This is a genomic window from Vibrio sp. FF266 (genome assembly GCF_041439695.1).
Lineage (GTDB): Bacteria > Pseudomonadota > Gammaproteobacteria > Enterobacterales > Vibrionaceae > Vibrio > Vibrio tasmaniensis_A.
On the sequence record NZ_JBGOOO010000008.1, the window covers coordinates 38,939 to 50,719 of the forward strand.

Consider the following 11,781-nt stretch of genomic DNA (forward strand, 5'->3'; position numbering starts at 1 on the left):
TTTTTCCCACAAGATGTTAAAGAACAATTTAAAGCGGCGGCGAGTATACCAAAGTTTCCCCAAAAGGGAAGTGGTTATTTTTTGAACTCTTGATTTCACATTCCGAGAAGGGTCTGACCATTTTACTTAGCTATGTGTTAATATCTCGCGATTATTTTTAAAGTGGTGTCATATAGCATGTTAGACAATGTAAAAGTCGTTCTGGTTGGTACGTCTCATTCGGGAAATATCGGATCAGCAGCTCGCGCAATGAAAGTGATGGGTTTGAGTCAGTTAGTTCTTGTAGACCCTCAATGTGAAGTTGACGAGCAGACCTTAGCACTGGCTGCGGGTGCAGGTGACATCGCGGAAAACGCGACCATCGTTTCTACACTGGATGAAGCAGTAAAAGACTGTGGTTTGGTGGTTGGTTCTAGTGCACGCTCTCGTACGCTTGAATGGCCAATGCTTGAGCCGCGTGAATGTGGACAAAAATTTGCAGTTGAAGGTCAAAAGCACCCTGTAGCGTTAGTGTTCGGCCGTGAGCGTACTGGCTTAACCAATGATGAACTTCAGAAGTGTCATTTCCATGTATGTATTCCTGCAAACCCAGAATACAGCTCACTAAACCTAGCAATGGCAGTACAGACTCTTAGCTATGAAGTGCGTGTAGCACACCTTGATATGGTGGCGAGTCAGTACCAGCCGCAGCAACAAGATGAGTACCCTCGTCACGAAGAACTAGAAATGTTCTATGAGCACCTTGAAAAAGTGATCATTGATACCCAATTTATCTCTAAGGATAAGCCGGGTCAGGTGATGAATAAGCTACGTCGTTTGTTCAGTCGAGCTCGTCCAGAGCTGCAAGAGATCAACACTCTACGCGGCATTTTGACTTCAATTGAGAAGAGCAAAAACGACAAATAAAGCCCATACAAACCCTAAGGGTGAATACCTGACTAAAATAGTCAACTAAATACTTGACCAATTTAGTCGGGTATGGGAAAATTCCAACCACATAAACAATGTGGATACGGTGTGATATGAAACTTACATCTAAAGGAAGATATGCGGTAACAGCTATGCTAGATGTAGCACTGCATTCGCAAAAAAGCCCAGTTCCTCTGGCTGATATTTCAGAGCGACAAGGCATCTCGTTATCTTACTTAGAACAACTTTTTTCTAAGTTACGTAAAGCTGGCTTGGTTGCTAGTGTTCGTGGTCCTGGCGGTGGTTACCGTTTAGGTGCTGAAGCGAGCGACATCGCTGTCGGAACTGTAATTGCTGCAGTTGACGAATCAGTCGATGCAACTAAGTGTCACGGTCGAGCAGATTGCCAAGGTGGTACTCGTTGTTTAACTCACACTTTATGGCGTGATTTAAGCTCCCGAATCAGCAGCTTCTTAAACGACATTACGCTCGGTGAGCTAATGAAAGATAACGAAGTTTTAGAGATTTCTGATCGTCAAGATATCGATCTTGCGGTTAATAATGGTTTTGCACATAAAAATACGAGCACTACAACGATTAGTGCAGCACCTCACGGTGTTAATGCCCGCTCTTAGCGGTCAGTTTTTACATTGGAGTAGAAAATGAAACTGCCTATTTACTTTGACTATTCAGCTACATGCCCAGTCGATCCACGTGTTGCTGAAAAAATGGTTCAGTGCATGACGATGGACGGTAACTTCGGTAACCCTGCATCTCGTTCACACCGTTACGGCTGGCAGGCAGAAGAATCAGTAGATAATGCTCGTGAGCAAATTGCCGATCTACTAAATGCAGACCCACGTGAGATTGTTTTCACGTCAGGTGCTACAGAGTCAGATAACCTTGCTATCAAAGGTGCTGCGCACTTTTACGAGAAGAAAGGTAAGCACGTAATCACGTGCAAAACAGAACACAAAGCGGTTCTTGATCCATGCCGCCAATTAGAGCGTGAAGGTTTTGAGGTGACATACCTTGAGCCAGAAGCAAACGGCATCATTGATCTAGACAAGCTACAAGCTGCAATGCGTGAAGATACTGTTCTAGTTTCTATCATGCACGTAAACAACGAGATTGGTGTAATCCAAGATATCGGTGCAATCGGCGAATTATGTCGTGCACGCAAGATTATCTTCCACGTTGATGCGGCGCAGTCTGCGGGTAAAATCCCACTAGACGTAAAAGAGATGAAAGTTGATCTTATCTCTATGTCTGCACACAAAGCATACGGCCCTAAAGGCATCGGCGCTTTGTACGTTCGTCGTAAGCCACGTATTCGCCTTGAAGCGCAAATGCACGGTGGCGGTCATGAACGTGGTTTCCGTTCTGGTACGCTTGCTACTCACCAAATCGTGGGTATGGGCGAAGCGTTTGCTATCGCTAAGCAAGACATGCAGAAAGATTACGATCACGCACTAGCACTTCGTGAGCGCCTATTGAAAGGTGTTCAAGATCTAGAAGCTGTAACCGTAAACGGCGACTTAGACCAACGTGTACCACACAACCTAAACGTGAGCTTCGCTTTCGTTGAAGGTGAGTCTCTGCTTATGTCTCTAAAAGACCTAGCGGTATCATCAGGTTCTGCATGTACATCAGCAAGCCTAGAGCCTTCATACGTTCTACGTGCTCTTGGTCTAAACGATGAACTGGCACACAGCTCAGTACGTTTCTCATTCGGCCGTTTCACAACGGAAGAAGAAATCGACTACGCGATTGCACAAATCCGTGTAGCGGTAAACAAATTACGCGACATGTCTCCTCTATGGGATATGTATAAAGAAGGGATTGATTTGAACACTGTTGAGTGGGCTCATCACTAATCTCACGGAAATAGAGGATTCGAGGTAACTATCATGGCATATAGCGAAAAAGTAATTGATCACTACGAAAACCCACGTAATGTAGGTTCGTTTGATAAAGAAGACCCAAGTGTAGGTAGCGGCATGGTTGGCGCACCGGCTTGTGGTGACGTAATGAAACTGCAAATCAAAGTATCTGCAGAAGGTATTATTGAAGACGCAAAATTCAAGACTTACGGTTGCGGTAGCGCAATCGCTTCTAGCTCACTAGTAACTGAGTGGGTTAAAGGTAAAAGTATTGATGAAGCAGCTGCTATTAAAAACTCTGAAATCGCAGAAGAGCTTGAGTTGCCACCAGTGAAAGTTCACTGTTCAATTCTTGCTGAAGATGCAATCAAAGCAGCTGTTGCGGATTACAAAAAGAAGCACTAATCGCTTCAATAACGTAATTACGTCGACAAAAAAGTAATATTTGGGAGCATCCTTTGTGCTCCCCCTGAGTTCTCAATTTATATAAAACACAAGGTTGTAGTATGGCCATCACCATGACAGATACGGCAGCAAGCCGAGTTCAAGCTTTCCTAGATAACCGTGGTAAAGGTCTCGGGTTACGCTTAGCAGTAAAAACTACTGGCTGTTCGGGTATGGCGTATGTACTGGAATTCGTTGACGAGCTTAACGAAGAAGACGAAGTGTTTGAGCATTCAGGTGTTAAGGTCATCATTGATCCAAAGAGCCTAGTATACCTTGATGGTACTGAGCTTGATTATGTAAAAGAAGGCCTAAACGAAGGTTTTGAATTCAACAACCCGAACGCGAAAGGCGAATGTGGTTGTGGTGAGAGCTTCAATGTTTAAACGCTTGAATCGTTAAGCGTTGTAAGCGAAGAATAAAATTAGGCTCTGAACAAAGAGCCTAAACTTAGGACCACCTTTACATGAATCATTTCGAATTATTTGGGCTACCACTTCAGTTTCAACTGGATGGTAGCCTTCTTTCTTCTCAGTTTAGAGATCTGCAACGCCAATTCCATCCTGATAAATTTGCGATAGCTTCTGAGCGTGACCGCTTATTAGCCGTGCAAAAAGCGACACAAATCAACGATGCGTACCAGGTATTGAAGAATCCAATCAGCCGAGCAGAATACCTGCTAGTTCAACACGGTGAAGACATTCGTGGCGAACAACAAACCATGCAAGATCCGATGTTCCTGATGGAGCAAATGGAACTGCGTGAAGAGCTGGAAGATATCGCAGACAGTTCTGATCCCGAAGATGCGCTATTTGCATTTGAAGGCAAGGTTAGCAAAATGTATAAACAACAATTAAGCGCTATCCAACAAGAACTCGAAAGCGAAGCTTGGCTAGAAGCTGCAGACCGAGTAAGAAAGCTTAAGTTTATTGCAAAATTAAAGAATGAAATCGAATTAGTTGAAGATCGTTTGATCGGCTAGTTTGTATAACAAGGACACATCCATGGCACTACTTCAGATTGCAGAACCAGGGCAAAGCGCCGCTCCTCACCAGCACAAGCTTGCTGTGGGTATTGATTTAGGTACAACAAACTCGTTGGTTGCTGCAGTACGCAGTGGCGAGGCAAGTACACTCGTTGATCAACAAGGTCGAAGCATTTTACCTTCAGTTGTTCACTATACGTCAGAGTCGTACACCACTGGCGATGAAGCTCGTGCTAACGCGCAGACTGACCCTAAAAATACCATTATCTCAGTTAAGCGATTAATCGGTCGTTCACTGTCAGATATTCAACAGCGATACCCGTCTCTGCCATATCAGTTTGAAGAAAGTGATAATGGTTTACCTGTGATCCGTACAGAACAAGGCAACAAGAACCCAATCCAGGTTTCTGCTGATATTCTACGAGCGCTTGGCCAACGTGCTGAGTCTACGCTAGGCGGTGAGTTATCTGGCGCCGTAATTACGGTTCCTGCGTATTTTGATGATGCACAGCGTGCTGGTACGAAAGACGCGGCTCAACTTGCTGGTCTTCACGTGTTACGTCTTCTTAATGAACCTACTGCGGCAGCGATTGCTTACGGTCTGGATTCAGGTAAAGAAGGGGTGATTGCGGTTTATGACCTTGGCGGTGGCACGTTTGATATCTCTATCTTACGCCTGTCTAAAGGTGTTTTTGAAGTATTAGCAACGGGTGGCGACTCTGCATTAGGCGGAGACGACTTTGACCACTTGATCGCAGAGCACTTCCAAGAGCAAATGGGCTTATCAGAGCTAACCGCAGAACAGAATCGTATTCTTCTAGATGCAGCAACAGAAGCGAAGATAGGCTTATCTGACGCTGAAAGCGTTAATGTTGAAGTGTTGGGTTGGGCTGGTTCATTAACTCGTGAAGAGTTTGAAGAGATCATCAAGCCACTGGTTAAGAAAACACTGCTTTCGTGCCGTCGTGCATTGAAAGATGCTGAAGTTGACGCGGATGATGTTCTAGAAGTCGTGATGGTCGGCGGTTCAACTCGTACATTGCTTGTCCGTGAAATGGTGGGTGACTTTTTTGGTCGTACGCCATTAACCAGCATTAACCCAGATGAAGTGGTTGCGATTGGTGCTTCTATCCAAGCGGATATCTTAGTCGGTAACAAGCCTGACTCTGAAATGCTGCTGCTTGATGTTATTCCTCTTTCCCTAGGTATCGAAACTATGGGTGGCTTGGTCGAAAAGATCATTCCACGCAATACCACGATACCTGTAGCTCGCGCACAAGAATTTACTACATTCAAAGACGGTCAAACTGCAATGACAGTGCACACCGTGCAAGGCGAACGTGAGATGGTTGATGACTGTCGTTCATTGGCTCGTTTTGCTCTAAAAGGTATTCCACCAATGGCGGCTGGTGCGGCGCATATTCGTGTCACTTACCAAGTAGACGCTGATGGCCTGCTATCGGTTACTGCTATGGAGAAGAGCACAGGTGTTCAAGCTGAAATTCAGGTTAAACCGTCTTACGGCTTAAGCGATAATGAAGTGGCGAGCATGCTGAAAGATTCGATGACGTTTGCTAAAGAAGACATGCAAGCGCGTGCTCTAGCTGAGCAACGTGTAGAAGCAGATCGTGTTATCGAAGGCCTTATTGCAGCAATGCAAGCTGATGGCGATGAGCTGCTTGATGAGCAAGAAAAGCAGCACCTTCTACAAGCTATTGAAGCACTGATTGAAGTGCGCAATGGCGAAAGCGCTGATGCCATCGAACTAGAAATTAAGAATACCGACAAAGCGAGCCAAGACTTTGCTTCTCGTCGTATGGATAAATCAATTCGAGCTGCACTGTCAGGTCAGTCAGTCGATAATATTTAATAGTTAGAGAATAGATAAACATGCCAAAGATTATTGTTTTACCTCACGAAGATCTATGTCCAGAAGGCGCAGTTTTAGAAGCAAAAACTGGTGAGACGGTTCTTGATGTTGCACTGAAGGCCGGTATTGGTATTGAACACGCATGTGAGAAGTCGTGTGCATGTACTACATGTCACGTCGTGATTCGTGAAGGTTTCGACTCATTAGAAGAAAGTGATGACCTAGAAGACGACATGCTAGATAAAGCATGGGGTTTAGAGATGGAATCTCGCCTTGGTTGCCAAGCTAAAGTGGCTGATTCGGATCTTGTTGTAGAGATTCCAAAGTACACACTGAACTTAGCTTCTGAAGAGCACTAAGAACTCAGCTCGACTAAACGTGTTAGTAAAACTGGCATAAAATATAAATCATTAAGATGACAAATCGTCGCTGATAAAGATAAGGAAGTGTTATGAGCTTGAAATGGATTGATTCGCGAGATATTGCGATTGAGCTATGTGATTTATACCCTGAGACTGATCCTAAAACCGTACGTTTTACGGACTTGCATCAATGGGTGTTAGATCTTGAAGATTTTGATGATGAGCCGAATCACTCGAATGAGAAAATTCTAGAGGCCATTATATTGTGCTGGATGGATGAGATGGATTAATCCTCTTGTCTAATCACTTGGTCGCGGGTTGGTATCAGTCCAATGTAAAACGCAGCCAAGTTAACAATTCTTACTAAAAAAAGCGGACCTTATGGTCCGTTTTTTTATCAAAATGACATTTTCCTCCTACATAATGCTAACATCAGTGCGCTAATAAAAAACAATCAGGATCACATACTCAAAGTGGTTCATGACAAGGAGAAATCATGTCTACACAGATGTCAGTATTTTTAAGTCAAGAAGCTGCCCAGCCTCAGTGGGGAGCAAGAGCTATTTTATCGTTCTCAGAAGCGGGAGCGACAATTCACATTGGTGAAGGCCACGATCTAGGCGCGGTTCAACGTGCGGGTCGTACGCTTGACGGACAAGGTATCGCATTGGTTGCACTTAGCGGTGAAGGCTGGGATCTAGAAAGCGTTTGGGCTTTTTACCAAGGCTACCGTGGACCAAAGAAAAAAAATGCATTGGAGTGGGATGCTCTAGCTGAAGCTGATCAAGTTGAATTAGAAGCACGTATCCGCGCGACAGATTGGACTCGTGACATCATCAACAAAACGGCAGAAGAAGTTGCCCCTCGTCAATTAGCGACAATGGCAGCTGAATACATCAAGTCAGTGGCACCAGCAGGCACTGTTAAAGCAAAAATCGTTAAAGACAAAGATCTCCTAACTGAAGGTTGGGAAGGCATCTACGCGGTAGGTCGCGGCTCTGAACGTACTTCTGCAATGCTTCAATTGGACTTCAACCCAACTGGCGATGAAAACGCACCTGTGTTTGCTTGCCTTGTGGGTAAAGGTATCACTTTCGACTCAGGCGGTTACAGCATCAAGCCAGGTCAATTCATGACAGCAATGAAGGCTGACATGGGTGGCGCAGCGACTATTACCGGTGGTTTAGGTCTAGCGATTGAACGCGGTCTGAACAAGCGTATCAAGCTTATCTTATGTTGTGCTGAGAACATGATCTCGGGTCGTGCATTGAAGCTTGGCGACATCATTACTTACAAAAATGGTAAAACTGTCGAGATCATGAATACCGATGCGGAAGGTCGTTTAGTTTTAGCTGATGGCCTGATGTTCGCAAGCGCTCAGAATCCAGAGTTGATCATCGACTGTGCAACACTAACAGGCGCGGCTAAAAATGCATTAGGTAACGACTACCACGCATTATTGAGCTTTGATGATGAGTTGTCTCATCAAGCACTAACGGCTGCGAACCAAGAGAAAGAAGGTCTATGGCCATTGCCGCTTGCTGATTTCCACCGTGGTATGTTGCCTTCAAACTTTGCTGATCTTTCAAACATCAGCTCTGGTGATTACACACCGGGTGCAAGTACCGCTGCTGCGTTCCTTTCTTACTTTGTAGATGACTACAAAAAAGGTTGGATTCACATGGATTGCGCGGGTACTTACCGTAAGTCATCTAGTGATAAGTGGGCTGCAGGCGCGACCGGTATGGGTGTTCGTACACTGGCTCGTCTTCTTATCGATCAAGCAAAATAATAATAAGAGTGAGCGGTATTTCGATACCGCTTATTCATAAACTCAGATCGAATGATCTTAGTAATTTCAGTATTTAATAACAAAAAAATGAAGTGAAGGAATCCCTATGGCTCTAGAAAGAACGTTCTCAATTGTTAAGCCGGATGCAGTTAAGCGTAACCTTGTTGGTGAAATCTACCACCGCATTGAAAAAGCAGGCCTACAGATTATTGCCGCTAAAATGGTTTCTCTTACTGAAGCGCAAGCAAGTGGCTTCTATGCAGAACATGAAGGTAAAGAGTTCTTTGGACCACTAAAAGAGTTCATGACTTCTGGTCCTATCATGGTTCAAGTACTTGAAGGCGAAAATGCGATCGCTCGTTACCGTGAACTAATGGGTAAAACTAACCCAGAAGAAGCGGCATGCGGCACTATCCGTGCTGACTACGCAATCAGCATGCGTTACAACTCAGTACACGGCAGTGACAGCCCTGAGTCTGCAGCTCGCGAGATCGAATTCTTCTTCCCAGAATCTGAAATTTGCCCACGTCCAGCTGAATAAGCAGACAACAGCAAATATCAATAAAGGCTTCACTTCGGTGAAGCCTTTTTCGTATGTGGACTTTGCATTCTCGATAATCTATTTAGTCGCCATTCCCGAGAGCGACGTAGGAGTGTAAGCGGGAATCTCTGTTAGTTGTTGGAGATTCCAGATACCTCGTTCCTCAGTTCTGGAATGACGGGCTTTGAGGCGTTCATGACCTTATAGCGATGAATGGCGGGGCCACAATCTTGTGGTAAGTATTGGTGAGCTTGTGGAGATTATTTACGTCATTCCCGAAAGCGACGGAGGAGCGTAATCGGGAATCTTTTCTTTAATTTAGGTATTCTCAGACCGAACAAAACAATTGTTCAAGTTTTAATCGCTTAACTTTGAATGTCTTAATAAACACAGGGTTTTACAGCGCTTGTTGAAGTTGCGTAAAGCCTGTACAATTCGCGCCCTTAATTATTGTTCCGTCATTGAGAGGCATCATGACCACAGCTAAAGTCAATCTACTCGATTTTGATCGTAAAGGTCTTCGTAAATTTTTCACAGAAGAACTGAATGAGAAAGCGTTTCGAGCAGAGCAAGTGATGAAGTGGATTTATCACTTCGGTGTCGATGACTTCGAACAAATGAACAACATCAACAAAAAATTACGCGAGAAACTTCTGCATCGCTGTGAGATTGTTGCACCTATCGTTTCTGAAGCTCAGCACTCTGCAGATGGCACCATTAAATGGGCTATGAGCGTTGGTGACCAAGACGTTGAGACGGTATACATCCCAGATGGTGACCGTGCGACGCTATGTGTATCTTCACAGGTTGGTTGTGCACTAGAATGTAAATTCTGCTCTACGGCTCAACAAGGCTTCAACCGTAACCTGAAAGTTTCAGAGATCGTTGGTCAAATCTGGCGCGCTGCACGTGAAATCGGTTTAGAGAAAGATACGGGTCGTCGTCCAATTACTAACGTCGTAATGATGGGTATGGGTGAGCCTCTGCTTAACATGAAGAACCTAATTCCATCATTAGAGCTGATGCTTGATGATCTAGGATTCTCACTGTCTAAGCGTCGTGTGACAGTATCAACATCTGGTGTTGTTTCTGGTCTTGATCAGATGACAGACAACATCGATGTAGCTCTGGCGATTTCTCTACACGCACCAAACGATGCACTACGTAGCCAAATCATGCCAATCAACGACCGTTGGGATATCCAAGATTTCCTAGCATCGGTTCGTCGCTACATTGCTTCTTCAAATGCTAACCGCGGTAAAGTAACGGTTGAGTACGTTCTATTGGATCATGTGAATGATGATATGGACCACGCTCGTGAACTTGCTGAGCTAATGAAAGAGACGCCTTGTAAGATCAACTTGATTCCATTCAACCCTTATCCGGGTTCGCCTTACAAGAAGCCAAGCAACTCTCGTATTGATCGCTTCCAAAAAACGCTGATGGAATACAACTACACAGTAACGGTTCGTAAAACACGTGGCGATGATATTGATGCCGCATGTGGTCAGTTGGTTGGTGATGTCATTGATAGAACCAAGCGTACTAAAATGCTGAAAGCCGCCTCTGAAGCTAACTTAATCGCAGGTGATGTGATTCAAGTAAAAGCGGTTTAAATACCATTTAGATCTAAACAAGCCAGAAGGATTCCTTCTGGCTTGTTGCTTTTCTGGAAGGTGAATTTCCAAAAATTGGATTTTTTCCCCACGCTTTCTTACATTTTTCGTTAAATTTTGGACAAAACCATGAGCTGACGGTAAATTTTGTCGAAAGTGTTTTTGCCTTGTAATGGCATTAGCTTATGATTAAATAATCTTAAATTAATTTAAGTGCTCGCTTGTTACCCGATAATCGTCAATGTGTCTATTTAGGTTGGCTACTTGATAAACTAGCTTCCTGAGAAAGTCGCTCACCAACAGTGTGTGGTTTTCTACTTTAAGGGTTGATGAACCGGGTGACAGGAAAAATTCCACATAGTAGGTTGTAAGATTGAGCTTAAACGAAAATAAAAAATGCTCTCATCAACCTGCAATAATACTTTAGAAGTTCACTCTCTATGAACACAGAACAAGAAACACAAACGCAAGAAACTGTCGCTCCAGCAATTGAAGCGGGAACGCTGCTCAAAAATAAACGAGAATCTCTTGGTTTAACACAAAAGCAGATCTCTGATCGCTTGAAGCTACGCGTTACGCTTATCCAGCAAATTGAAGAAAACCAATTCGAGTCAGATCAGGTTGCCACCTTTATGCGTGGTTACATTCGTTCATACGCGAAATACGTCAATCTTGATGAAAAAGTCGTGTTGAATGCGCTTCATCATTCTGGTGATGCCCAACATCAAGAACAAGAAATGTTGAGCTTCTCTCGTAAGACTAAAACCGAGAAGCACAACAGCCGTATTATGCTCCTTACTTGGAGCATCTTTGCTGTGATTGTGGGTATCTCCTCACTTTGGTGGTGGCAGAATCAACAGCAAGATACCTTATCTCAATCTTTAGCCAATACTGAAAGCTCGGAAGAGCTAGTGGTAGAAGAGTCGCTTGATCCTGAGCTGACTTCACTCGAAGTGATTGAAGCAGAACAAAACGCAGAGATATCTCCTGCTACTGAAAATTCTGATGAGCTTACTGAAGTGAGTTCAGCTGAAGATTCAGTAACTCTTGACCCCGTTGAAGTCATTGAAGAAGCACCAGAAGCAGCAGACGTTGCTTCGGTTACTGCGGAACCAGAGACTGTAGCGTCTGAAGCTGTGGTTAATGAGCTAGTGATGCAGTTCTCTGCTGATTGCTGGATCCAAGTGAAAGATGCTTCGGGCAAAACGTTATCTACCGGCATTAAAAAAGCAGGCCAGACATTAAATCTTTCTGGAACTGCACCATATAAAGTGATTCTGGGTGCGCCTGAAGGCGTATCGATGACATTTGCAAGTGAACCTGTCGACCTTTCTGGGTATACTTCAGGCAAAGTAGCTAGAATAACCTTACCTTAGAGT

Annotated in this window: 13 protein-coding genes; all 13 read left to right on the forward strand. The window is 44.2% G+C overall.

What is annotated here, in order from left to right; genetic code table 11:
* Window positions 1-177 precede the first annotated feature (177 nt).
* The 13 genes from trmJ (at window position 178) to rodZ (ending at window position 11,778) form a co-directional block, all read left to right on the forward strand.
* Window positions 178-906, forward strand: coding sequence for a tRNA (cytosine(32)/uridine(32)-2'-O)-methyltransferase TrmJ (gene trmJ / locus ACED59_RS08610; protein WP_004735091.1), 729 nt, complete (start codon window positions 178-180; stop codon window positions 904-906).
* Window positions 907-1,022: 116 nt separating this feature from the next.
* Entirely contained in the window at window positions 1,023-1,544 is a 522-nt protein-coding gene (gene iscR, locus ACED59_RS08615; protein ID WP_012603310.1) for a Fe-S cluster assembly transcriptional regulator IscR, read from the forward strand.
* Between the two features lie 27 nt (window positions 1,545-1,571).
* Entirely contained in the window at window positions 1,572-2,786 is a 1,215-nt protein-coding gene (locus ACED59_RS08620; protein WP_009848287.1) for an IscS subfamily cysteine desulfurase, read from the forward strand.
* Window positions 2,787-2,819: 33 nt separating this feature from the next.
* Window positions 2,820-3,197 (forward strand): Fe-S cluster assembly scaffold IscU, encoded by a 378-nt coding sequence (gene iscU / locus ACED59_RS08625; protein ID WP_004735094.1) that lies wholly within the window; start codon window positions 2,820-2,822, stop codon window positions 3,195-3,197.
* Window positions 3,198-3,298: 101 nt separating this feature from the next.
* Window positions 3,299-3,622, forward strand: coding sequence for an iron-sulfur cluster assembly protein IscA (iscA, locus tag ACED59_RS08630; RefSeq protein ID WP_004735095.1), 324 nt, complete (start codon window positions 3,299-3,301; stop codon window positions 3,620-3,622).
* A gap of 80 nt (window positions 3,623-3,702) precedes the next feature.
* Window positions 3,703-4,218, forward strand: a complete 516-nt coding sequence (gene hscB, locus ACED59_RS08635) for a co-chaperone HscB (protein WP_371704884.1) — start codon at window positions 3,703-3,705, stop codon at window positions 4,216-4,218.
* Between the two features lie 22 nt (window positions 4,219-4,240).
* Window positions 4,241-6,091, forward strand: a complete 1,851-nt coding sequence (gene hscA / locus ACED59_RS08640; RefSeq protein ID WP_017098074.1) for a Fe-S protein assembly chaperone HscA — start codon at window positions 4,241-4,243, stop codon at window positions 6,089-6,091.
* 20 nt (window positions 6,092-6,111) lie between these two features.
* Window positions 6,112-6,450 carry an ISC system 2Fe-2S type ferredoxin gene (gene fdx / locus ACED59_RS08645; RefSeq protein ID WP_017098073.1) on the forward strand — a complete coding sequence of 113 codons (339 nt, stop codon included), beginning with the start codon at window positions 6,112-6,114 and terminating at the stop codon, window positions 6,448-6,450.
* Between the two features lie 92 nt (window positions 6,451-6,542).
* Entirely contained in the window at window positions 6,543-6,743 is a 201-nt protein-coding gene (iscX, locus tag ACED59_RS08650) for a Fe-S cluster assembly protein IscX (RefSeq protein ID WP_017098072.1), read from the forward strand.
* A 206-nt stretch (window positions 6,744-6,949) separates the two neighbouring features.
* A complete protein-coding gene (pepB, locus tag ACED59_RS08655; protein ID WP_017098071.1) occupies window positions 6,950-8,245 on the forward strand; it encodes an aminopeptidase PepB in 1,296 nt (431 codons plus the stop codon).
* A gap of 106 nt (window positions 8,246-8,351) precedes the next feature.
* The gene (gene ndk / locus ACED59_RS08660) at window positions 8,352-8,786 is read left to right on the forward strand and encodes a nucleoside-diphosphate kinase (RefSeq protein ID WP_004735101.1); all 435 of its coding nucleotides are present in this window, start codon (window positions 8,352-8,354) and stop codon (window positions 8,784-8,786) included.
* A 473-nt stretch (window positions 8,787-9,259) separates the two neighbouring features.
* Window positions 9,260-10,402 (forward strand): bifunctional tRNA (adenosine(37)-C2)-methyltransferase TrmG/ribosomal RNA large subunit methyltransferase RlmN, encoded by a 1,143-nt coding sequence (locus tag ACED59_RS08665; protein WP_004735102.1) that lies wholly within the window; start codon window positions 9,260-9,262, stop codon window positions 10,400-10,402.
* A gap of 440 nt (window positions 10,403-10,842) precedes the next feature.
* Window positions 10,843-11,778, forward strand: a complete 936-nt coding sequence (gene rodZ / locus ACED59_RS08670; RefSeq protein WP_017098070.1) for a cytoskeleton protein RodZ — start codon at window positions 10,843-10,845, stop codon at window positions 11,776-11,778.
* Window positions 11,779-11,781 lie beyond the last annotated feature (3 nt).

Coding starts and splice junctions, on each gene's coding strand:
- trmJ (WP_004735091.1), top strand. CDS start 178: ATGTTAGACAATGTAAAAGTCGTTCTGGTTGGTACGTCTCATTCGGGA.
- iscR (WP_012603310.1), top strand. CDS start 1,023: ATGAAACTTACATCTAAAGGAAGATATGCGGTAACAGCTATGCTAGAT.
- ACED59_RS08620 (WP_009848287.1), top strand. CDS start 1,572: ATGAAACTGCCTATTTACTTTGACTATTCAGCTACATGCCCAGTCGAT.
- iscU (WP_004735094.1), top strand. CDS start 2,820: ATGGCATATAGCGAAAAAGTAATTGATCACTACGAAAACCCACGTAAT.
- iscA (WP_004735095.1), top strand. CDS start 3,299: ATGGCCATCACCATGACAGATACGGCAGCAAGCCGAGTTCAAGCTTTC.
- hscB (WP_371704884.1), top strand. CDS start 3,703: ATGAATCATTTCGAATTATTTGGGCTACCACTTCAGTTTCAACTGGAT.
- hscA (WP_017098074.1), top strand. CDS start 4,241: ATGGCACTACTTCAGATTGCAGAACCAGGGCAAAGCGCCGCTCCTCAC.
- fdx (WP_017098073.1), top strand. CDS start 6,112: ATGCCAAAGATTATTGTTTTACCTCACGAAGATCTATGTCCAGAAGGC.
- iscX (WP_017098072.1), top strand. CDS start 6,543: ATGAGCTTGAAATGGATTGATTCGCGAGATATTGCGATTGAGCTATGT.
- pepB (WP_017098071.1), top strand. CDS start 6,950: ATGTCTACACAGATGTCAGTATTTTTAAGTCAAGAAGCTGCCCAGCCT.
- ndk (WP_004735101.1), top strand. CDS start 8,352: ATGGCTCTAGAAAGAACGTTCTCAATTGTTAAGCCGGATGCAGTTAAG.
- ACED59_RS08665 (WP_004735102.1), top strand. CDS start 9,260: ATGACCACAGCTAAAGTCAATCTACTCGATTTTGATCGTAAAGGTCTT.
- rodZ (WP_017098070.1), top strand. CDS start 10,843: ATGAACACAGAACAAGAAACACAAACGCAAGAAACTGTCGCTCCAGCA.